This window comes from Streptomyces lunalinharesii (assembly GCF_039532155.1).
Taxonomy (GTDB): Bacteria; Actinomycetota; Actinomycetes; order Streptomycetales; family Streptomycetaceae; genus Streptomyces; species Streptomyces lunalinharesii.
Genome location: NZ_BAAARK010000063.1, coordinates 1 through 21,008, shown reverse-complemented (window position 1 = coordinate 21,008; position 21,008 = coordinate 1). Strand labels below are relative to the sequence as shown.

Sequence of the window (21,008 nt, the reverse complement as noted above, 5' to 3'; positions counted from 1 at the left end):
GGCGAGACGTATCGTCTTGACAAGACGGATCGTCTCGCTTGAGGATGAGGGCGTCAGTGGAGCGAGACGAAACGTCTCGCCGAGGGGTGGGGCGCGACGCGCTCGGGCCCGCGCCGCTCACCGGTCACGCAGGAAGGAACTCACCTCATGAGCAAGGGAAGTGCCGGCGGAATGCTCGGCGTCGGGGGCACCCGCAGCAACCTCTCGCGCGGTGCGCTGCGCGGCGGCACCGCCAACGGACGCGGCAAGGGCGGGGCGGACGCACAGGATCCGCAGGAACGGCGCCGCACGCTCCTGGAGAAGATGCGCCAACGGAGCCGGAGCGCCTGACGCGGCGCGCACCGGGGCGGCGGACGGCGGTCGGTCGCCCCGGAGCCGGGCTCAGTGCGGCCAGGCGTCGCCCCAGGCCGCGTCGCGGGCCTCGCGGTAGGCGGCACCGTGCCGCTTGGTGACGGTCTCCCGGCGCAGCGCTTCGTCCGCGGTGCACAGGTCCAACAGCACCTGGCCCTTGCGGATCTGCGGCTTGCGGACGATCCGGGCGCCTGCCGGCCCGGCCGGCAGGCGGGTGGCGGCGACGTAGCTGAACTTCTCGTCCTCGTAGGCCAGGGACCCGCCCTTGACCTGCCGGTGCAGGGAGGACCGGCTGACCCGGGCCGAGAAGTGGCACCAGTCCTCGCCGGGGACGATCGGGCAGGCGGCGCCGTGCGGGCAGGGTGCGACGATCCGCAGCCCGGCGGCGACCAGTTGCTCGCGGGCCTCGCGGATCCGCAGGTAGCCCTCCGGCGTGCCCGGTTCGATCAGGACGACGGCCCGGGCGGCGGCCGCCGCGGACACCACCGCGCGACGGTCCTCCGGGCGCAGCTCGCCCAGCACGTAGGAGACGGTGACCAGGTCGGTGTCGTCGTCGACGACGAGGCCCTCGCCCAGGGCCTGGCGGCGCCAGGTCACGTCCGGCAGGATCCCGGCGGCCAGTTCGCGGCCGAGGTCGAGCGCCGGCTGCGCCCAGTCCAGGACCGTGCTGCGCGGGCCGTCCCAGGTCGCGGCGGTGGCCCAGGTGGCGGCGCCGGTGCCGCCGCCGACGTCGACGTGGGTGACCGGGGACCAGTCGGGGACGCGGGCGGCGAAGGCGGCCAGCGCGGCCCGCACCGCCTCGAAGGTGGCCGGCATCCGGTAGGCGGCGTACGCGGCGACGTCGCCGCGGTCCCGGAGCACCGGGGCGTCGGTGGGGGTGCGGCCCCGGTAGTTGGCGATCAGTCGCTCGACGGCCTGCGCGGCCTGCTTGGGCGGCAGGCCGTCGAGCAGGCCCGCCAGGGCGGTGCGCAGTTCGTCGTGCATTCGACAGAGTTTACGGGGGTCCCGGCCCCGCCCGGGCCGGGCCGGAACGGGGTCAGGGCCGGCCCGGCGGATCGGCGTGGGCCACCGCGCGGGCCAGGTGGGTGGCGGCCGCCGCCCGCGGTGCGCTGCCGCCCGCCCGGCGCCGGGGGTGGACGGTGTTGGCGAGCAGCACCAGGAAGGTGTCGGTGGCCCGGTCCAGGACCAGGCTGGTGCCGGTGAATCCGGTGTGGCCGGCCGCGCCCCGACCGGCCAGCTCGCCCATGAAGTACGGCTGGTCGACGGCGAAGCCGAGGCCGGGCGGGTCCAGCAGGGCGGCGACCGAGGCCGGGGCGAGGATCCGGGCCGGGCCGTACGCGCCGCCGTTGAGCAGCGTGCGGCACAGCACGGCCAGGTCCTGGGCGGTGGAGAACAGCCCCGCGTGGCCGGCGACGCCCCCCAGCGCCCAGGCGTTCTCGTCGTGCACCTCGCCGCGCAGCGGTCCCCGGTCGGCCTTGGCCCACGGGCGCCGCTGGTCCTCGGTGGCGGCCACGCCCTGCGGCGCCAGCGGCCCGTAACAGGTGCTGCCCAGCCCCAGCGGGCCGGTGATGCCGGCGCGGACCAGGGCGTCCAGGGGGCGGCCGGTGAGCCGTTCCACCAGGAGCTGGAGGGCGATGGGGTTGAGGTCGGAGTAGCGGTGCGCGCCGTGCGGGCCGCCGGTGGGGGCGGCGGCCTCGGCCCACAGCAGCGCCAGTTGGTCGGCCCGGTCGGCATGGGCGTGGAAGGGCAGCTCGGGGGCGAGGCCGGAGGTGTGCCGGAGCAGGTCGCGGACGGTGATGCCGGGGGCGAACGCCGGCAGGTGGGCGGCGACCGCGGCGTCCAGGGCGAGCCGCCCGCGCTCGACCTGCTGGACGGTGACGACGGCGGTGAAGAGCTTGGTGAGCGAGGCGAGGTCGAAGACGGTGCCGACCCGCATCGGCTCCCACAGGTCGCGGGGCAGGTCCAGGCCGCGGTCGCGTTCGGGGTCGTGGGCGCGGTAGCGCACCGCCCAGCCGGCGGCCGCCTCGACGGCGACCACCGGGCCCCGGCCGGCCAGCACCACCGCGCCGGGGCACCACGGGGCCCGGCCCTCCGTCAGCGCGCGCACGCCGCTGACCAGCCGTTGCGTCCAGGCGGGGTGCAGTCCCGCCTCGGCCGGCGGGCCGGGCTTCAGTCTCGGGGCATCAGATGCGTTCAGAGCCCAGTCCTCTCGCCTGCGGTGCGTTCCCCCTTACGCTGCCACGGACGACACATTCCCAGGAAGCTCACGAGCGCGAGAACGGCGCACGACAGTTGGACGACGGCCATCGGTACGGCCGTCCGCTCCCCCGCGATGCCCACCAGCGGCGAGGCCACCGCGCCGAGCAGGAACGTGGAGGTTCCCAGCAGCGCGGAGGCGGAGCCGGCCGCGTGCGGGGTGCGCAGCAGCGCCAGGGTGTTGGTGCTCGGCATGACCAGGCCCATCGCGGACATCAGCACGAACAGCCCGGCGGCCACCGGCACCAGCCCGACGTGGCCGAAGACCCCGGACGACAGCAGCAACAGGGCCGCGCCGGCCAGCGCGATCAGCACCAGGCCGACGCCCAGCACCTTGTCCAGGCCGACCCGGCCGACCAGCACCTTGCCGTTGATCTGGCCGACCGCGACCAGCCCGACGGAGTTGAGGCCGAAGAGCAGGCTGAAGGTCTGCGGGGACGCGCCGTAGATCTCCTGGATGACGAACGGCGAGGCGGAGATGTAGGCGAAGAGCGCGGCGAAGGCGAACGCGCCGACCAGGAGGTAGCCGGAGAAGACCCGGTCGGCGACGAGGTCGCGCATGGTGCGCAGGGCCGGGCCGAGGCCGCCGGGCTGCCGGCGCTCCGGCGCCAGGGTCTCGTCCAGCCGCTTCCAGACCAGCAGGGTGACCAGCACGCCGACCACGGTGAGCACCACGAAGACCCCGCGCCAGTCCGTGACCCGCAGGATCTGGCCGCCGATGAGCGGGGCGACCACCGGCGCCGCTCCGGAGATCAGCATCAGCGTGGCGAAGAAGCGGGCCATCGCCACCCCGTCGTACAGGTCGCGCACCACCGCCCGCGCGATGACGATGCCGGCCGCGCCCGCCAGTCCCTGGAGGAGGCGGAAGGCGATGAGGACCTCGGCGTTGGTGGCGAGCGCGCACAGGGCGGTGGCCAGCACGTAGACGACCATGCCGACGAGCAGCGGGCGGCGGCGGCCCCACTTGTCGCTCATCGGGCCGACGATCATCTGGCCCAGGGCCATGCCGGCGAGGCAGGTGGTGAGGGTGAGTTGGACGGTGGCGGCCGGGCTGTGCAGCGCGGTGGTGACCTGCGGCAGGGCCGGCAGGTACATGTCCATGGAGAGCGGCGGGACGGCGGTGAGGCCACCGAGGACGAGGGTGACGAGCAGGCTGGTGCGGCGGGACTTCGGCGGTGCGGTCGGCGCCACCGCTGCGGCGGGCGCGTCCCGCCCGGGTATCGCGGGCGTCACGGGCGGTCCGGGGGTGTCGTCCCGGGTCTCGGCGGCGGGGGCCCCGGACTCTGTCATGAGCGTCTCCATGGATCGGTGATGGCGGCACCATGGTGGCACGCGGCGATCGCCCACCGCGGCGCGCGGACGCAGTCCTTTGGTCCTACGTCCGGTGCCGGGACCGGGCCTACGCCGACCACGCCCGGCCCGGCACTCCGGCCGCCAACTACCGCCCGGCCCGGGGCTCCTGGCGGCACGGCCCAGGTGGCGCCCGGTTCGCGCCCGGTTCCCGCCCGGTCCGCCGCTACCCTGCCGGCATGGCATATGACGCAGAGCGGGTAGGGGCGGCACCGGAGGCACCGGTGGCACAGGCGACGCCGGTGGCACGGGCCGGACAGGTGGGCGGTACCGCGACCGCGGCCCGGCCGACGCTCCCCGCGCCCTCCTCGCGGGGCCGGTCCCCGCGGACCGCGCCGACGCCGCAGGAGGCGCGGGAGGACGGCTCGGCGGGCCGGAAGGTGGCCCTGGTCACCGGCGCGGGTTCGGGCATCGGCCGGGCGGTCGCGCTGGCACTGGTCGCCGACCACTGGACGGTGGTCCTGGCCGGTCGGCGCGCCGACCGACTGGAGGAGACCGCCCGGCAGGTGGGGTACGCGGGCATCGAGGGCCCCGCGGTGCTGCCCGTCCCCACCGACGTCACCCGCCCCGACGAGGTCGACGCCCTCTTCACCACGCTCCGCGACCGGTTCGGCCGGCTGGACCTGCTCTTCAACAACGCGGGGGCCTTCGGACCGCCGGTCCCGTTGGAGGAGCTGTCCTACGACGACTGGCGGGCGGTGGTCGACGTCAACCTCAACGGCGCCTTCCTGTGCGCCCAGGCCGCGTTCCGTACGATGCGGGCCCAGGAGCCGCAGGGCGGCCGCATCATCAACAACGGCTCCCTCTCCGCCCACGTGCCGCGGCCGCACTCGATCGCCTACACGGCCACCAAGCACGCCATGACGGGGCTGACCAAGTCGCTGTCCCTGGACGGTCGTCCGTACCGCATCGCGTGCGGGCAGATCGACATCGGCAACGCGGCCACCGAGATGACCGGCCGGATGCAGACCGGGATCCTCCAGGCCAACGGCCGCACCGAGGTCGAACCGGTGATGGACGCGGCGGATGTCGCCCGTACGGTCGTGCACATGGCGGCGCTCCCGTTGGAGGCCAACGTGCAGTTCGCGACGGTGATGGCGACCGCCATGCCGTACGTCGGGCGGGGGTGACGCACCGCCGCGCCGCCCGGGAATAGCCGGGCGGTCGCCGGAAGTTCCCCGGTGCATGACTCTCGACACCACCGCCGGGGACAGCGCCCGCACGCCGGAGATCCTCCGCTACACCGCGTTCTCCGCCGACCCCGCGGGCGGCAACCCGGCCGGCGTCGTCCTGGACGCCACCGGCCTGGACGACGCCGCGCAGCTCGCCGTCGCCGCCGAACTCGGCTACTCCGAGACCGCGTTCCTCACCGCGCCGCCCGAGGGTCTGGGCGAGCCGGGTCGGGCGTTCACCATCCGCTTCTTCAGCCCGCTCGCCGAGGTCGCCTTCTGCGGCCACGCCACGGTCGCCACCGCGGTCGCCCTGGCCGAGCGGCAGGGCCCCGGCGACCTGGTCTTCGCCACCCAGGCCGGCCCGGTCCCGGTCACCGTCGCGCAGCAGGACGGTGCGCTGCGGGCCACCCTCACCAGCGTCGAGCCGCGCGTCGAGCCGGTCTCCCCGGCCGATCTCGACGAGGCGCTGGCCGCACTGGGCTGGCCGGCCGCCGACCTCGACCCGGCGCTGCCGCCGCGGATCGCCTACGCCGGCGCCCGCCACCTGGTCCTCGGCGCCGCCACCCGCGCCCGACTGGCCAAGCTCGACTACGACTTCGACCGGCTGGCCGCCCTGATGCACCGGCTGGACCTGACGACGCTGCAGTTGGTCTGGCGGGAGGGCGACACCGTCTTCCACGTCCGCGACCCGTTCCCGGTCGGTGGGGTGGTGGAGGACCCGGCGACCGGCGCCGCGGCCGCCGCCTTCGGCGCGTACACCCGCGCCCTGGGCCTGGTCACCGCCCCGGCGACGCTCACCCTGCACCAGGGGCACGACCTGGGGCGCCCCGGCCTGCTGACGGTCGACCTGCGCTCCGGTGACCCGCGTTCGCACGTCAGCGGGACCGCCACCCGGATCGCGGCGACGGACGCCTGAGGCGGCGCGGGAGGGCCCTGGGCGCGCGTCAGCCGGCGCCCGGCGCCTCGCGGCCCGGCGCGCAGCCGGCACCGTGCGGCCGGCAGGACACGGTGACCACGCCCTGGCCGACGCCCCCGGTCGACCGGACGGTCGCCCCGCCCTCCCGGTGGTCCGCGCCGAAGGTGTCGTCCCGCCACCCGAGCAGCGCCGACGCCACGACCACGATCAGCACCAGCACCGCGAAGAGCACCAACGGCCGGGCCCGGACCAGCAGGCGCCGGACCCGCCGGGTGCGCGGCCCCCCGCGGCCCCCCGCCGCGGCGCCCGTCCCGCGGTCCGCCGTCGGACGGCGGTGCCACCCCAGCGCCCGCGCGATCCGTCTCTTCCAATACACCAGCCGGTAGTAGTGCTTCAGCACCTCGCCGCCCCCTCGTGTGACTGCCCGGCAAAGCCCCGAGGGTACTGCCCGACGACGACAGCGGCCCCGGTCCGGTCGCGCGACGGGCGTCCGGACATTCCTGACTCCTCCCGATCCTCCGGGAGCGGCGCCACGGTAGCCCGCGCCGCATCCGCCACCGTATTCCCCGAACTGACGAGTTTGCGACGGTGGCCGAGCCGGCATCCCGGCCGTCGCGCGCCCGCCCGCGCCCCCGGACACCGCAAGGGCCCCGCTCCGACCCCCGAGCAGGTGGGGGTGGAGCGGGGCCCTTGCGGCGCCCGTGCGCCGCGGACGTCGACGGGTGACCGCCGTCAGCCCAGGCCGGGCAGGCCCTGCGCCGGCAGCTGACCCGTGGCCGGCGCCCCCTTCGCCAGCGCCCCGGTGACCGCCTTCCCGGACAGCGCGTCCGTCAGCGCCGCGGTCGGCGCCGCGCTGGTCAGGCCCTTGCCGGCCTGCCCGTCGGCCGGCAGGCCACCGAGCAGCCCGCCGTCGGCGGTGGCCGCCTGCGCCGTCTCGCCCAGCAGCTCCCCGCTCGCACCGGCGGTCGCCCCGGCCGCCTGCGCAGCCGGCGGCGTCACCTTCGCCGCGGCCCGGCCGAGCGCCTGGGTCTCCGCGGGCACCATCTTGTTGACGACCTTGTCCTGGGCTCCGCCGGCGACCTGCGTCGCCTGCTGGGCGGCGCCGCCCACCGTGGCCCCCAGGCTGCCGGGGTCCACGTTGCTCAGCCCCCCCAGGTCGGGGGTCTTCGGTCCGTCGGCGGCGTGGGCGCCGGCGGCCGACCCCAGCGTCATCGCGGCCGCGGCCATGCCCACTGCCGTCAGAACTCGTCGCATCAAGGCTCCTCGATGAATGGAGATGTGCTTGTGTGATGAGAACGATGAGCTACCCGACCGGACACGCCCGACCGGCGCCGACACGGCGCGGACGGCGCCCGAGGGGCGGACGCACCGACCCGCACGCCGGGCCCGGCGAAGCACGCGGGAAACGTCCCGAAGTCGACTGCGGGGCGCACGAACTCACTTTCCAGGGGCTGGTGTTGGGGATCGAAGCGGTGGCCGGTGCGGGGGTGTGGGTGTGCTGGCAGATCCGCATGCCTTGACCGCCTCCGCGCGGCCGTCGAATCGCTGGTCCTGGAGGGCGTGGACCTGGACGTGGAGCTGGCCGCGTGAACGAACGCCGCAGGCGTCCGGCTCCAGCTCGACGCCCGCGAAGTGGACGAACGCGTGACCGCGACCCCGCACCTGTTCCAGGCGCAAGTCCCCAAGATCGCGGACGTGCGGGTGGTTATCGTCGGGCCCAAGGTGTTCGCCATCCGGATCGACTCCGACCTGCTGGACTGGCGCGCGGACTACAGCGCCCTGACCTACACGCCGATGACCCTCCCCGCCGACGTGGAACGAGCCCTGATAGCGCACCTCGATCATTTCGGCCTGGCCAGCGGCAGTTTCGACCTGTGCATCACCCCTGACGGTGACCTCCGTTGGCTGGAGCTGAACCCCAACGGTCAATGGGGTTGGCTCGAAGCCGAGACCGGACTACCCCTCACCCAGGCGTTCGCCGACCTCCTGGAGCAAGGAGCGACCCCATGACCACACCCTTCTCCGAAGCCCTCCGCCGCAACCTGGCCAACGACCTGGCACAAGGCGGTGTCCTGAAGACCGACGCCTGGCGCAAGGCGGTCGAAGAAGTCCCGCGAGAGCTGTTCCTCCCATCCTTCTTCAAGGACGCCCCCGGCCCCCGCGGCCACGAATACACCCCCGTGAGCGCGAACACCGGCGCCGACGAGTGGCTGACCCTGGTCTACCGGAACGAAACCTGGGTGACCCAGATCGACGGCCGCGTGACCGCCGACACCGCAACCGGCCCCCTCATCGGCTTCCCCACCTCCTCCACGATGCCCTCCACCGTCGTCGGCATGAGCGAAGCCCTGGACGTGGAGGACGGCATGACCGTCCTGGAAATCGGAACCGGCACCGGCTACTCCACCGCCCTGCTCTGCCACCGCCTGGGCGAAGACAACGTCACCAGCGTGGAAGTAGACCCCGAAGTAGCCCAGCGGGCGGACAACGCCCTGGAAGCCGCCGGATACTCCACCTGGACCGTCACCGGGGACAGCCTCCTGGGCCACCCCCGCCGCGCCCCCTACGACCGCACCGTTGCCACCTGCGCTCTTCGACGCATCCCCTACACCTGGGTACGCCAGACCAAGCCCGGCGGCATCATCCTGGCCACCGTCGGCCCCAGCGCCTGGTCCTACGGCACCGGCCTGGCCAAACTCACCGTCAAGGACGACGGCACCGCCGAGGGCCGCATCATCGGACGTAGCTCCTTCATGCCCGCACGAGCAGAAGCCGCCGTACCGCTCGCCGGAGACCTCACCGCCCGCTCCTTCTACGCCGACACGGAACAGAAGACCCCCGTGTCCCCGGACGCGCTGAAGGACTGGATGCCGGCCTTCCTCGCCCAACTCGCCGCCCCCGGCGCCCAGCTCCTCCACGCCACCAGCGGCGGGCGAGAGACCGTGTACCTCTTCGACGCCGCCCGGGAGGCGTTCGCCGCGCTCATCGCCGACGGCGACCAGTGGACAGTCCGCCAAGGTGGCCCCGTCGCCCTCTGGGACGCCATCGAAAACACCCTGACCGCCTGGCACGACGCCGGCGAACCCGACATCACCTCTGTCCGCATCGCCGTCACCCCACAGGCACACGCCTACTGGATCGGCGGCCAACAGATCACCAACGACCAACGGTCCTACTGGCTCGGCGGAGAGAACGCGGCGCTCCGCTGGCAGCACCCCCACTCCCCGCTCACCGCCTGACTCCCACTCCCCCGAGAGGAACAGCGCGTACCCGTGTGCTGCGGAAAGCGGATGGAATACCAAGGAAACGGTAAATACATGTGTGGCAGCTGCGGACACACCCTCTACGAGTACTGACTCCGCGTAGAAGCCCTGCTCGTCTCCCAGAGGCAACGAGCAGGGCTTCACTCTTACGTCTTCGCCCTGACTCGGGCGGCAGCAGCGGGCCACAGAATGAACCATCCCCGTGCGCCTGCGGGGCCCTCGCTTGCACCTTGGGCAAGCAGGTCCCCAGACCCTGCCGCAGGCTGCCGGGCGGTGAGCGCCTTGGGTGCTGGAACCGCTCCCGACCCGGCGCACCGAAGGCGCCGACGACCGCCACAGGATCGCCACAGGGCACCCAGAAACACCCGAGAACAGCTACAAACGGTAAGCAGGCAATCACCGCGCCAATGTGCAGCAAAAGGCCCCCTGACCAGGTCATTTGCCTGGTCAGGGGGCCAGTGCCAGCTAGCCGACGGACGAGTCCGGCCTGTACGCCGGGTTCTGTCTCCGGGCGACCTTGCGGTCGGCCGGGAGGCGGCCATCCATCTAGGGCTGCCGTTGCCGGCAGCCTCGTGCGGTCTACCCACGGACTCGGGCGGGCAGCCCTCGATCGTCCGCGCAGGGCCATCAGCCGACGGCCCCTCTTGACCTTGCTCCGGGTGGGGTTTACCTAGCTGCCCAGGTCACCCTGGGCACTGGTGGTCTCTTACACCACCGTTTCACCCTTACCCGGGCCGTGCGGCCCGGGCGGTCTGCTTTCTGTGGCACTGTCCCGCGGGTCACCCCGGGTGGGCGTTACCCACCACCCTGCCCTGTGGAGCCCGGACGTTCCTCGGGAGGATCTTGCGATCCCCACGCGACCGCCCGGCCGGCTCGTCCGCCGTGCCGACCATGCTACCTGGCGGATTCCGGCGGCTTGACCTTGCCGTTGCGGCAACGTTTCTACTGGGCCCATGCGCATCGGGGAACTCGCCGGGCTCGCCGGCGTCAGCACGCGGACCGTTCGGCACTACCACCACCTGGGGCTGCTGCCGGAGCCGGAACGCCGGGCCAACGGGTACCGGGAGTACGGGCTGCGGGACGCGGTGGCGCTGGCGCGGGTGCGGCGGCTGACGGAGCTGGGGCTCGGGCTGGAGGAGGTGCGGGACGTGCTGGCCGACGACGTCGGCCGGGAGTTGCGGGAGGTGCTGGCGGAGCTGGACGCGGATCTGGCGCGGCAGGAGGAGGCGCTGCGGGCCCGGCGGGCACGGTTGGCGGAGGTGCTGCGGCGCAGTGCGGAGCCGGACGGGCTGCCGGAGGAGGGCCCGGTGTCGGAGCAACTGGCCGAGCTGTTCGGGGAGATGGCGCGGACGTCGGCGGCGTTGCCGGGGCCGGAGCCGGCGATGGCGGTGCGGGAGCGGGAGCGTGCTGGCCCTGCTGGACGCGTCCGGCGACGGTCGGGCGCGCGGGGCGATGGCGGCGGCGCTGCGGGAGATGTTCGTGGCGCCGGGCTCGATGGAGCGGGCGTACGCGGCGTACGGGCTGTTGGACGCGCTGGCGGGGGCGGCGGTGGACGATCCGCGGGTCGAGGCGGCCGCGCGGGCGCTGGTGGAGTGCATTCCGGAGGAGGTCGTGGCGGCCATCGCCGCCGGGGCCGGGCCGGTGGCGGACTCGGGGCGGGGGGCGGCGGTCTGGGCGGATCTGCTGTTGGCGGAGTTGGCGCCGGCGCAGGCGGCGGCGCTGCGGCTGGCGATGCGGATGATCGGGGAGGGCAAGCAGTGAACGCGATGGACGCGGTGGACGCGGTGGACGCGGTGGGTGGGCCTCGGTTCGGGGAGCGGGTGGGGCGGCTGGTGCGGCACGAGGGGCGGTGGCTGGCGAGCCTGGTGTGGTGGGTGGCGCGGCGCCGGGTGGGGGTGCCGGAGGGGGCGCGGGCGCTGCCGTACGCGGGGGCGCAGGCGGCGCTGACGTACGGGCTGGCGTTCGTGTTCGTGGTGGAGACCGTCGGGGTGAGCCTGCTGCTGCGGGACCGTCCGGGCCTGCACGCGGTGGCGCTGGTGGCCGACGTCTACACCGTGCTGATGGTGCTGGGGGGCCAGGCCGCGGCGGTGACCCGGCCGCACGTGCTGGACCCGGACGGCCTGCTGGTGCGGGACGGGGCGCGGAGCGAGCTGCGGATTCCGCTGGAGTCGATCGCGTCGGTGCGCTACGACCTGCGGTCCCGGCAAGCCGAGCGGGGCGGTGCGGACGGCGGCCGGGAGGGCGGCGGGTTGCTGGAGTTGGCCGTCGCCGGGCAGACCTCGGTGACGGTGGAGCTGGCCGAACCGGTGGTCGCGGTGCGGCTGTTGGGGCGGCGGGAGTCGGTCACAACGGTGCGCTTCCACGTGGATGACGCACGGGGCGCGGTGGCGGCCGTGCGGGCGGCGCGGTCCGCGGCGGAGCGTGCGGGGCCGGTCACACCGGGGTGAAGAGGACCGGTTCGCGGCCCGGCTCGGCGCCGGCCAGGCGGACCCGGATGCGGTGGCCGAGGGGCAGTGCGGGGCCGCCGGAGGTGGCTTCGACGGGGCCGATGACGGCCGGTTCGCAGAGGTGGACGGTGCCCCGGGTGGGGTCGTCGGCGTGCCGGTCGACGACCAGCGCGTCGAAGGTCTCGCCGACCCGGTCGCGCAGCAGGGCCGCCTCGACGAGGTCGACGCAGGCCCGCTCGACCTGGTTGGCCCGCTGGGTGCCGGTCTCCATCTCGTGCGGGAGGGCTCGGAGGGCGGCGCGGACCCAGCCGGGCGGGTCGTGGCCGGCCGCCGCGGCCAGGCACAGCTCGGAGGTGTAGCGGTCGACGAGCCGGCGCAGCGGCGCGGTGGCGTGCGCGTACGGGGCGGCGACCGCACCGTGCACGACGCTGGTGGGCGGCGGGGCGGTGCCGTCGAACACGGTGTAGCCGGCGCCGCGGAGCAGGGTGGTGCACTCCTGGAGGAACGCAGCGTGGCCGGCCCGGCGCGGGTCCAGGGTGCGGATCAGCGCCGCGTACGAGGTGTGGTGGGGCCAGTCGACGCCGAGGGCCTGGGCGGTGAGGCGGAGCCGGGCGACCGAGCCGTCCGGGGCGGCGGGCAGGGTGCGCAGGATGCCGGTGCCGGCGGCCAGCATCAGTTCGGCCGCGGCCATGCCGGTGAGCAGGGAGATCTGGGCGTTCCAGGCGGCGGCCGGGAGCGCGGCGCGGTAGGCGAGGGTGTAGGAGCCGGCGCGTTCGACGATCTCCTGCTCGGGGACGTTGAGGGAGATCGCGCCGCGGGCCGTCTCCCGTTCCTCGCGGAGCAGCCCGATCTCGCGGAGCAGGGCGAGCGGCTCCTCGGCGGTGCCGTCGTCGAGGACCCGTTGGACGCCGGCGTAGTCGAGGCGGGCGCGGGAGCGGACCAGGGCGCGGCGGACGGTGGTGCGGGCCGGGGCGCCGTCGGCGTCGAGGTCGAAGCGCCACAGGACGGCCGGGCGGTCCTGGTCGGGCAGCAGGCTGGCGGCGCCCTCGCTGAGCACGGTGGGGTGCAGCGGGACCCGCTCGTCGGGGAAGTAGAGGGTGGCCACCCGGTGGTGCGCCTCGGCGTCGAGGGCGCCGCCCGGGGTGACGAAGGAGGCGACGTCGGCGATGGCGTAGTGGACGCGGTAGCCGCCGTGGGGGCCGCGGGCGAGGAACATCGCCTGGTCCAGGTCCTGGGCGCCGGGCGGGTCGAGGGTGAACAGCGGGAGGTCGGTGGCGTCGTCCAGGGTGTGCTCGGTGACCACCGTGCCGTCGCCGGCCGGGATGCGCGGGGCCCGGGCGGCGGACTCCGCCTCGGCCTGTGCGGTGGGCGGGAAGTGGTCGGGGACGTCCAGCCGCACCCGCAGTTCGTGCAGGGCGGCCCGGAGGGGGGCCTCCGCTGCGTCGGTCACACGGATATGGCGACGGGGCATGAAATCGAGCGTATGTCCGCCGGGCGCTCCCGGCGCGGCGTACGGGAGCCGGGCGGGCGCCGGCCCGGGGCGGCGGGGCTTCTAAGCTTTCGACGGGGCCGCACCCCCGCCCGTACCGCCGTGAAGGAGATACACCGTGCTCGTGCTGTTGCCGCCGTCCGAGGGGAAGGCCGCGGGAGGGAGCGGGAAGCCGCTGGATCTGGAGACGCTGTCGCTGCCGGGGCTGACCGCGGCGCGGACGGAGGTCCTGGCGGAGCTGGTCGAGCTGTGCGCGGCCGACGCGGCCAAGGCCCAGGAGGTGTTGGGCCTGAGCGAGGGCCTGAAGGGCGAGGTCGCCAAGAACGCGGGGCTGCGCACCGCGGGCGCCCGGCCGGCCGGGGAGATCTACACCGGGGTGCTCTACGACGCCCTGGGGCTGGCCTCCCTGGACGCGGCGGCGCGCCGGCGGGCCGAGCGGTCGCTGCTGGTCTTCTCGGGGCTCTGGGGCGCCGTGCGGATCGGCGACCGGATTCCGTCGTACCGCTGCTCGATGGGGGTGAAGCTGCCGGGGCTGGGCGCGTTGGGGGCCTACTGGCGCGGGCCGATGGCGGAGGTGCTGCCGGCGGCCGCGGGGGACGGGCTGGTGCTGGACCTGCGGTCGGCGGCGTACGCCACGGCGTGGAAGCCGAAGGGCGAGGTGGCGGGGCGGACCGCGACGGTGCGGGTGCTCCAGTCGAAGATCGTGAACGGGGTCGAGAAGCGGTCGGTGGTCAGCCACTTCAACAAGGCGACCAAGGGGCGACTGGTGCGGGACCTGCTGGTGGCGGGGCACGAGCCGGCGGATCCGGCGGAGCTGGTGACGGCGCTCGGCGGGCTGGGGTACGCCGTGGAGGCGCAGGCCCCGGCGAAGGGCGGCAAGCCGTGGGGGCTGGATGTGATCGTCACGGAGCTGTGAGGGGGGCGGCGGGCCTCCTTCGGCACCCACCGCACGGCACCGTTGCAGCATGCGCAACGGTCATTGCAGAGAATGACGGCCCGGCGCAGTATGGGCGGCGTGACTGACGCTGCCCCCGCTTCCGTGCCCTGCCCCGCCCCGCCCTCCGTCCTCGGCCTGGCCCCGGTCCTTCCGGTGGTGGTCCTCCAGGACGCCGCGGATGCCGTACCGCTCGCCCGCGCACTGGTGGCCGGCGGGCTGCCGGCGATCGAGGTGACCCTGCGCACGCCCGCCGCCCTGGACGCGCTCCGGGCCGTCGCCGACGAGGTGCCCGAGGCGGTGGTCGGCGCCGGGACGGTGCTGGACCCGGGGCAGGTCGCGGCGGCCCGGGCGGCCGGTGCGCGCTTCCTGGTCAGCCCCGGGTGGTCGCCGCGGCTGCTGGGGGCGCTGCGGGACTGCGGGCTGCCGTTCCTGCCGGGCGTCTCGACGGCGTCGGAGGTGGTGACGCTGCTGGACGAGGGCGTCACCGAGATGAAGTTCTTCCCGGCGGAGGCGGCGGGCGGCACCGGCTATCTGAAGTCGCTGGCCGCCCCGCTGCCGCGGGCCCGCTTCTGCCCGACCGGCGGGATCGGCCTGGCGTCCGCCCCCTCGTACCTGGCGCTGCCCAACGTCGACTGCGTCGGCGGCACGTGGATGCTGCCGGGCGACGCGCTGGCCGCCAAGGACTGGGCGCGGATCGAGGCGCTGGCCCGGCAGGCGGCGGCGCTGGGCGGCTGACGCCCCGCGGACCGCGCGCGACGGCGCCGCGACGGCGCCGCGACGGCACCGGGGGGGGCGCCGTCGCGTCGGCTAGCGCAGGTGCGAGGTGTCGTTCAGCAGGCGCAGGGAGGCGTTGCCGTCGGAGTAGTACGCGACCGCGGAGAACGAGGCGGCGGAGAGCTCCATGCGGAAGAGCGACTCCGGCGGGGCGCCCAGGGCCAGGCGGACCAGGGTCTTGATCGGGGTGACGTGGGTGACCACGAGGACGGTCTTGCCGGCGTACCGGGCGATCAGCTTGTCGCGGGTGACCGCGGTGCGGCGGGCGACCGCCGCGAAGGACTCGCCGCCGCCGGTGGGCGCCGCCTTGGCGGAGCGGAGCCAGGCGTCCAGGTCCTCGGGGTGGCGCTCGCGGACCTCGGCGAAGGTCAGCCCCTCCCAGGCGCCGAAGTCGGTCTCGCGCAGCCCGTCCTCGACGCGGACGTCGAGGCCGAGCCGGGCGGCGATCGTGCCGGCGGTCTCCTGGCAGCGACGCAGCGGGGAGCTGACCACGGCCTGGATGGTGCCGCGGGCGGCCAGCGCGGCGGCGGCCGCCTCGGCCTGCCGGCGGCCGGCAGCGGAGAGTTCGGGGTCGGTGCCGCCGCTGCCGGAGAAGCGCTTCTGGGGCGTGAGGGCGGTCTCGCCGTGCCGCAGCAGGACGAAGGTCGCCGGGGCGCCGAGGTCCGGCGCGCCCCAGCCGACCGGCGGGGCAGTGGGCGCGGCGTCCGCCGCCTCGGCGGCCGTGTCGGCGGCCTGGGCCGCGGCGCTGCGGGCGGGAGCCGCGGCGTGTGGGGCGGCGAGCGCCGCCCGGGAGTCGCGCGGCTCCCACTGCTTGCCGTTCTTGCCGGCGTCCATCGCCTCGTTGGCGAGCCGGTCGGCGTGCTTGTTGCGGGCGCGCGGGATCCACTCGTAGGTGACGCGGCCGGGCGGGAAGACCGCGGCGGCCTCGGCGGCCAGCGGCTTCATGTCCGGGTGCTTGATCTTCCAGCGGCCGGACATCTGCTCGACGACGAGCTTGGAGTCCATCCGGACGTGGACGGTGGCCTCCGGGTCGAGGTCCCGCGCGGCGCGCAGCCCGGCCAACAGCCCCTTGTACTCGGCGACGTTGTTGGTCGCCGTCCCGATGAACTCCGCGGCCTCGGCCAGTGCCTCGCCGCTCACCGGGTCGAGGACCACCGCGCCGTAGCCGGCCGGCCCCGGGTTGCCCCGGGACCCGCCGTCCGCCTCGACGAGCAGCGCGCGCCCCATCGCCTACAGCCCCGAGTCGGGCGTGCGGACCAGGATGCGGCTGCAGTTCTCGCACCGGACGACGGCGTCGGCGGCGGCCGTCCGGACGTCGTTGAGCTCGGTGATGTCCAGCTCCAGCCGGCAGCCCTCGCAGCGGCGCTGGAAGAGGCGGGCGGCGCCGACGCCGCCCTGCTTCGTGCGGATGCGGTCGTAGAGCGTGACCAGTGCCTCGGGGATGTCGGCGACGGTGAGTTCGCGCTCCTTGTTGATCGTGGCGACCTCGGCGTCGATCTCGGCGTGGGCGGCGTCCCGGCGGGCGGTGGCGTCATCGACCTTGGTCTGGATGGCGCCGACCCGTTCGGTCAGCTCGCGGACCCGCTCCTGGGTGGCCTCGCGGCGCTCCATGACCTCCAGGACGACGTCCTCCAGGTCGCCCTGGCGCTTGGCCAGCGAGGCCAGTTCGCGCTGGAGGCTCTCCAGGTCCTTGGGCGAGGTCACGGCGCCGGAGTCGAGGCGCTTCTGGTCGCGGGCGGCGCGCTGGCGGACCTGGTCGACGTCCTGCTCCGCCTTGGTCTGCTCGCGGCTGGTGTCGCTCTCCTCGGTCTGCCCGGCGACGAGCAGGTCGCGCTGCTGGGTGAGGTCGGCCTCCAGGGTCGCCAGCTCGGCGAGTTCGGGGAGGTTCTTGCGCCGGTGCGCGAGCTGGGTGAGCCGGACGTCGAGGTCCTGGACGTCGAGGAGGCGGATCTGGTCGGCGGGCGCGGCGTTCAGCGGGGGGCTCCTGTGGTGTGGGAATTTTCCGGGGGACGGGTGGACTGGGTGGACGCCGCGTGGGCGGTCCAGGGGTCGGTGACCGTGCGGGAGACGTGCGTGCGCAGTCCCCAGCCGTGCCGGTCGGAGACCGCGTCGAGCTGGGCCGCGGCCTGCTCGCACCACGGCCATTCGGTGGCCCAGTGGGCGGCGTCCAGCAGGGCCAGCGGACGGTTTCGTCCCGCGGTCCGGGTGGCCTCGGAGGCCGGGTGGTGGCGCAGGTCGGCGGTGAGGAACGCGTCCACGCCGGCCGCCCGCACGTCGTCGAAGAGGCTGTCGCCGGAACCGCCGGAGACCGCCAGGGTGCGGATCTCGCGGTCCGGGTCGCCGGCCGCCCGGATGCCCTGCGCGGTGGCGGGCAGGTGGGCGGCGGCGTACGCGGTGAGTTCGGCCAGCGTCATGGGGTGCGGGAGTTCGCAGATCCGGCCCAGGCCGCGGCGGCCGGCCGGATCGCTCGGGTCCGGCACCAGGGGGCGCAGGATCCGCAGGTCCAGTGCACCGGCCAGGGCGTCGGAGACGCCGGGGTCGGCGGTGTCGGCGTTGGTGTGCGCGACGTGCAGGGCGACGTCGTGCTTGATGAGGCCGTGCACCACCCTGCCCTTGAAGGTGTCGGCCGCGACCGTGGTCGTGCCGCGCAGGTAGAGCGGGTGGTGGGTGACGAGGAGGTCCGCACCGAGCCGCACGGCCTCGTCGGCGACCTCCTGGACCGGGTCGACGGCGAACAGCACCCGGCGGACCTCGGCGTCGGGGTCTCCGCAGACGGTGCCGACGGCGTCCCACCCTTCGGCCCGCTCGGGGGGCCACAGGGCGTCGAGCGCGGCGAGGACTTCAGACAGTGCGGGCACGGGGGGAAGGTTACCTCTCCCCCGCGCCCGCGCGCCGGGCCGCGGTCCGTGCGGGCACCGCGGGCCCGTGCCGGCGGCAGGGTTCCGGCCATCCGCACGGGACGGCCGGGGCTGCCGGGGCTGCCGGGGCGACCACGGCGCGGGCCGGCTTACTTCACGAGGAAGCCGCGCAGGTCGTCCAGGACGCTGTTGGCGGCGGTGACGCCGAGGCCGAGGTACCAGGTCTCGTCGTTGACGTTCTTGGCGTGGCCGTCCTTGACCGCGTCGAGGTTCTTCCACAGGGGGTTCTGCTCGGCGGTGTCGCGCTTGGTGGACTTGGGGTCGCCGTAGACGCCGGTGAAGATCCAGTCGGCGTCGGCCTGGTTGATGTTCTCCGGGCTGACCTCGGTGGCGAGGTCGTCGACCTGCTGGTTCTTGGGGCGGGGCAGGCCGACGTCCTTCAGGACGGTGCCGATGAAGGAGCGCTGGGCGTAGAGGCGGGTGAACTGCGGCATGTAGCGCAGCATCGTCACGGTCGGCTTCTTCGGGCCGATGTCCTCGCCGAGTTTCGCGGCCTTCGCCTCGTAGGCGGCCAGTTCGGTCTTGGCCTGCGCGGTCTTGTCCAGGGCGGCGGCGTTGAGCAGGTAGTTCTGCTTCCAGGTGAAGCCCGGACGGATCGAGAAGACGGTCGGCGCGATCTTGCTGAGCTGCTGGTACTGCTTCTCGGCGCGCAGCTTGCTGCCCAGGATGAGGTCGGGCTTGAGGGCGTTGATGGCCTCCAGGTTGAGGCCGTTGATGGTGCCGACGCTCTTGGGGTGGCCGGCGTTCTTCGCGAGGTAGTCCGGGAGGGCGGCGTCGCCCTCGGTGGGCGCGTAGCCGACCGGCTTGATGCCGAGCGAGACGACGTTGTCGAGTTCGCCGACGTCGAGGACGACCACGCGCCGGGGTGCGGCCGGGATCGTGGCGGTGCCCATGGCGTGCTTGACGCTGCGCGGGAACTGGCCCGGCGCGGCGTCGGTGCCCATCTTCGCGGTCTCGTCGGCGGCCTTGCCGAAGTCCTTGCCACCCTGGGCCACGGACTTCGAGCCGGCGCCGCGGTCGTTGCCGCCGTCCGCGCCGGACGAACCGCAGCCGGCGAGCGCGAGGGCGCCGGCGGCGGCGAGGGCGGTGGCGGCGGCGCCGCGGCGGCGAAGGGGCATCAGGTCACTCCAGGTCGAATGCGGGCACGGCCGGGCGGGCACGGGCGCGCCCGGCCACCCGTCGGCAACTTAGGTACGCCTTACTTTAAGCATCCTTGAATGTCGAAGCACACCCACCCCTCCCGGCGCCGGCGAATCGGACGACCGCCACCCTTATGCGTGAAGACGGGCAACTGCCGTTGATCGGCCGGAAGTGCGAAAACTAACGTCCCTCCACTGGAGGTGGCCCGATGACGTTCTGTGCCGGTGCGGACGCCGCGACGGTGGACGGTCCGCCCCGCGCGGCGCTGACCCTCGCCGCCGACGGCTCGTACGCCGCCCGTCTCACGCGGCACGACGACGCCGCCGGGAGCTGGTACCCGGAGCGCTGGACGATCGACGGCCCGGAACCGTACGCGGTCCCCCTGCCGGGCAGTCAGCCGGAGGAGCCGGACAGTGCCCTGTTGCCGCTCGCGGACGGCCGGGTGGTGATCGTCCGCCGGGTCGCCGACCGGTTCACCGTCTCCCTGCTCTCGCCGACCGGGCCGGGGACCCAGGAGGTCCTGGTCGGCGCGGTGGCGGCCCGGGCGCTGACGCTGCTGCCGCCCGCGCCCGGCGGGCGGGACGGCTACGCGCTGGTGCCGGCCGCCGACGGCACCGACGTGTGGCGGGTGCACGGCGGGGCGGGCGGGCCCGAGCGGGTCGCCGCGGTGCCGGGCGCGTGCACCGGCGGGGTGTGGCTGGATCACGAGGGACGGCTGCTGGCGGTGGACCGGGAGCTGGCGGGGCGCACCAAGTCGGTGGTGGTCGACCTGGCGCGCGGCGGCGAGGTCTCCGAGCTGCTCCAGATCACCGCGGAGAGCGACGACCGGCTGGTGCTCGCCGATCCGGACAGCGGGCTGCTGCTGGTCCGGTCGAACGCCCCCGGCCACGACCGGTTGGGCTGGGGCGTGCTGGGCAGCGACCGGCCGGTGCGCTTCCCGGAGTGCCTGCGGGTGCCGGACGCGGCGGTGACGCCGTTCGCGGTCCAACCGGGTCGGACGCTGCCGCCGGAGGGGTGCGCGGTGGCGTTCCGGCTCGACGGTCCGGCCGGGCCCCGGCTGGGCGTGTGGCGGCCCTCGGAGCGGCAGTTGCGGCAGTTCCCGGCCCCGGAGGGCTGGTTGGCGGGCAGTGGCCGGTGGGCGCCGGGCGGCGAGCTGCTGCTGCCGTACGCCACGGCGGCGGTGCCGTGCGGGGTGGCGCGGATGGCCATACCGCTGGGGCCGGTCGCCGGGGCCGACGCGCGGGCGGACGCGCGGGCGGACACCCGGGGCGGGCCGTCGGTCGCGGCCGGGACGGGCACGGAGGGTGCGGAGGACGCGAAGGGCTCGGAGGGCTCGGAGGGCTCGGAGGGCTCGGAGGGTGCGGAGGGCGCCGTTCCGTCGGGCGGTGGTGCGGGCTCGGAAGTTCCGGATGATGCGGTTCCGCCCGATCGGGGGCCGGCGGATGGCGAGGGGATTGTCCTGGATCCGGGTGAAAAAGACGCCGACTCCACGGCATCTCCACATCCGGAGTTCGCCGGCACGGAACCTCTCGACGGCCCTCCTCATCCCCGGATGTGCAGACCAATTCCTCTGCAACAGGCACCTCTCGCGACCCAGGAGTCCCGGTGGAGCGCCGTTTCGGGCCCCGTTAGTATTCCGCCGGGGGCTGTGCAGCCGGTTGACCCGGCCACCGACGGCACCGCACGGGTCGCGTCCCGGCGGGAGCCGGGGGAGGTCCCGACGCGTACAGCTGCAAGCGATCTGACGGAGTGACTCTTCTCATGTCCGAAGCCCGAACCGACACGACCCAGGCGCGCCCCCAGGAGGCAGCCGCCCAGGCCGCCGAGGCCGCAAGCTCCGGTAGGCACCGCGGTCCGGCCGCCAACGCGGAGGAGATGCAGGACTCCGCGCACGGGCGGCACCGCCGCGATCACCAGGTCCGGACCGCCTGAGCGGACCGGACGGCGCACGAACGGCCGTGGCCGCCGCCCGTGGATCGGGCGGCGGCCACGGCC

The 21,008-nt window shown here is 74.8% G+C and carries 20 protein-coding genes, 1 other RNA gene and 1 pseudogene; 11 read left to right on the top strand and 11 right to left on the bottom strand.

The annotated features are described in order from the left end of the window. Positions 1 to 147: 147 nt before the first annotated feature. Positions 148 to 330 carry a DUF6243 family protein gene (locus ABD385_RS39130; RefSeq protein ID WP_344584770.1) on the top strand — a complete coding sequence of 61 codons (183 nt, stop codon included), beginning with the start codon at positions 148 to 150 and terminating at the stop codon, positions 328 to 330. Positions 331 to 381: 51 nt separating this feature from the next. Here the strand turns inward: ABD385_RS39130 and ABD385_RS39125 are convergent, their stop codons facing one another. The 3 genes from ABD385_RS39125 to ABD385_RS39115 form a co-directional block, all read right to left on the bottom strand. Next, positions 382 to 1,335 carry a small ribosomal subunit Rsm22 family protein gene (locus ABD385_RS39125; RefSeq protein ID WP_344584769.1) on the bottom strand — a complete coding sequence of 318 codons (954 nt, stop codon included), beginning with the start codon at positions 1,333 to 1,335 and terminating at the stop codon, positions 382 to 384. A 52-nt stretch (positions 1,336 to 1,387) separates the two neighbouring features. Next, on the bottom strand, positions 1,388 to 2,458 hold the full coding sequence (locus tag ABD385_RS39120; RefSeq protein WP_344584767.1) for a serine hydrolase domain-containing protein: 1,071 nt from the start codon (positions 2,456 to 2,458) through the stop codon (positions 1,388 to 1,390). 86 nt (positions 2,459 to 2,544) lie between these two features. Then, positions 2,545 to 3,897 (bottom strand): Bcr/CflA family multidrug efflux MFS transporter, encoded by a 1,353-nt coding sequence (locus ABD385_RS39115; protein WP_344584765.1) that lies wholly within the window; start codon positions 3,895 to 3,897, stop codon positions 2,545 to 2,547. A gap of 302 nt (positions 3,898 to 4,199) precedes the next feature. On the opposite strand from ABD385_RS39115, the gene ABD385_RS39110 reads away from it, so the two are divergent. Both ABD385_RS39110 and ABD385_RS39105 read left to right on the top strand, forming a co-directional pair. Next, positions 4,200 to 5,087, top strand: coding sequence for an SDR family oxidoreductase (locus tag ABD385_RS39110; RefSeq protein WP_344584788.1), 888 nt, complete (start codon positions 4,200 to 4,202; stop codon positions 5,085 to 5,087). Positions 5,088 to 5,142: 55 nt separating this feature from the next. After that, complete coding sequence (locus ABD385_RS39105) at positions 5,143 to 6,045, top strand: PhzF family phenazine biosynthesis protein (RefSeq protein ID WP_344584763.1); 903 nt, start codon at positions 5,143 to 5,145, stop codon at positions 6,043 to 6,045. A 28-nt stretch (positions 6,046 to 6,073) separates the two neighbouring features. Here ABD385_RS39105 and ABD385_RS39100 read toward each other — a convergent pair whose 3' ends face one another. Next, the gene (locus ABD385_RS39100; RefSeq protein ID WP_344584761.1) at positions 6,074 to 6,445 is read right to left on the bottom strand and encodes a hypothetical protein; all 372 of its coding nucleotides are present in this window, start codon (positions 6,443 to 6,445) and stop codon (positions 6,074 to 6,076) included. A gap of 332 nt (positions 6,446 to 6,777) precedes the next feature. Next, positions 6,778 to 7,299 carry a hypothetical protein gene (locus ABD385_RS39095; RefSeq protein WP_344584760.1) on the bottom strand — a complete coding sequence of 174 codons (522 nt, stop codon included), beginning with the start codon at positions 7,297 to 7,299 and terminating at the stop codon, positions 6,778 to 6,780. A 390-nt stretch (positions 7,300 to 7,689) separates the two neighbouring features. On the opposite strand from ABD385_RS39095, the gene ABD385_RS39090 reads away from it, so the two are divergent. Continuing rightward, positions 7,690 to 8,055, top strand: coding sequence for an MvdC/MvdD family ATP grasp protein (locus ABD385_RS39090; protein WP_344584758.1), 366 nt, complete (start codon positions 7,690 to 7,692; stop codon positions 8,053 to 8,055). Then, a complete protein-coding gene (gene tgmC / locus ABD385_RS39085; protein WP_344584756.1) occupies positions 8,052 to 9,284 on the top strand; it encodes an ATP-grasp peptide maturase system methyltransferase in 1,233 nt (410 codons plus the stop codon). Before ABD385_RS39090 ends, tgmC begins: the two co-directional genes overlap by 4 nt. Before the next feature lie 497 nt (positions 9,285 to 9,781). Here the strand turns inward: tgmC and rnpB are convergent. Further along, positions 9,782 to 10,184: RNase P RNA component class A (gene rnpB / locus ABD385_RS39080), an RNA gene on the bottom strand. 77 nt (positions 10,185 to 10,261) lie between these two features. Here rnpB and ABD385_RS39075 point away from each other — a divergent pair. Both ABD385_RS39075 and ABD385_RS39070 read left to right on the top strand, forming a co-directional pair. Beyond that, positions 10,262 to 11,069 (top strand): annotated as a pseudogene (locus ABD385_RS39075) (MerR family transcriptional regulator). A gap of 5 nt (positions 11,070 to 11,074) precedes the next feature. Next, positions 11,075 to 11,755: a hypothetical protein gene (locus ABD385_RS39070; RefSeq protein ID WP_344584787.1), complete on the top strand. Its 681-nt coding sequence runs from the start codon at positions 11,075 to 11,077 to the stop codon at positions 11,753 to 11,755. On the opposite strand, the gene ABD385_RS39065 is transcribed toward ABD385_RS39070, so the two are convergent. Continuing rightward, positions 11,742 to 13,226 (bottom strand): RNB domain-containing ribonuclease, encoded by a 1,485-nt coding sequence (locus tag ABD385_RS39065; protein ID WP_344584754.1) that lies wholly within the window; start codon positions 13,224 to 13,226, stop codon positions 11,742 to 11,744. The genes ABD385_RS39070 and ABD385_RS39065 overlap by 14 nt on opposite strands. A 136-nt stretch (positions 13,227 to 13,362) precedes the next feature. Here ABD385_RS39065 and yaaA point away from each other — a divergent pair, with 136 nt between their 5' ends. Next, complete coding sequence (yaaA, locus tag ABD385_RS39060) at positions 13,363 to 14,160, top strand: peroxide stress protein YaaA (RefSeq protein WP_344584753.1); 798 nt, start codon at positions 13,363 to 13,365, stop codon at positions 14,158 to 14,160. Positions 14,161 to 14,250: 90 nt separating this feature from the next. Further along, positions 14,251 to 14,916 carry a bifunctional 4-hydroxy-2-oxoglutarate aldolase/2-dehydro-3-deoxy-phosphogluconate aldolase gene (eda, locus tag ABD385_RS39055; RefSeq protein WP_344584751.1) on the top strand — a complete coding sequence of 222 codons (666 nt, stop codon included), beginning with the start codon at positions 14,251 to 14,253 and terminating at the stop codon, positions 14,914 to 14,916. Between the two features lie 72 nt (positions 14,917 to 14,988). Here the strand turns inward: eda and ABD385_RS39050 are convergent, their stop codons facing one another. The 4 genes from ABD385_RS39050 to ABD385_RS39035 form a co-directional block, all read right to left on the bottom strand. Continuing rightward, a complete protein-coding gene (locus tag ABD385_RS39050; protein WP_344584749.1) occupies positions 14,989 to 16,182 on the bottom strand; it encodes a bifunctional RNase H/acid phosphatase in 1,194 nt (397 codons plus the stop codon). Positions 16,183 to 16,185: 3 nt separating this feature from the next. Then, entirely contained in the window at positions 16,186 to 16,929 is a 744-nt protein-coding gene (locus ABD385_RS39045; RefSeq protein WP_344584786.1) for a zinc ribbon domain-containing protein, read from the bottom strand. Continuing rightward, positions 16,926 to 17,813 carry a Nif3-like dinuclear metal center hexameric protein gene (locus ABD385_RS39040; RefSeq protein WP_344584747.1) on the bottom strand — a complete coding sequence of 296 codons (888 nt, stop codon included), beginning with the start codon at positions 17,811 to 17,813 and terminating at the stop codon, positions 16,926 to 16,928. Before ABD385_RS39040 ends, ABD385_RS39045 begins: the two co-directional genes overlap by 4 nt. A 149-nt stretch (positions 17,814 to 17,962) precedes the next feature. Continuing rightward, positions 17,963 to 18,991, bottom strand: a complete 1,029-nt coding sequence (locus ABD385_RS39035) for an ABC transporter substrate-binding protein (protein WP_344584745.1) — start codon at positions 18,989 to 18,991, stop codon at positions 17,963 to 17,965. A 230-nt stretch (positions 18,992 to 19,221) separates the two neighbouring features. Between ABD385_RS39035 and ABD385_RS39030 the strand changes: the two genes are divergently transcribed. Together ABD385_RS39030 and ABD385_RS39025 are read left to right on the top strand one after the other, a co-directional pair. Further along, on the top strand, positions 19,222 to 20,766 hold the full coding sequence (locus ABD385_RS39030) for a hypothetical protein (RefSeq protein ID WP_344584744.1): 1,545 nt from the start codon (positions 19,222 to 19,224) through the stop codon (positions 20,764 to 20,766). Between the two features lie 8 nt (positions 20,767 to 20,774). Then, positions 20,775 to 20,945: a hypothetical protein gene (locus tag ABD385_RS39025; RefSeq protein ID WP_344584742.1), complete on the top strand. Its 171-nt coding sequence runs from the start codon at positions 20,775 to 20,777 to the stop codon at positions 20,943 to 20,945. Positions 20,946 to 21,008: the final 63 nt, after the last annotated feature.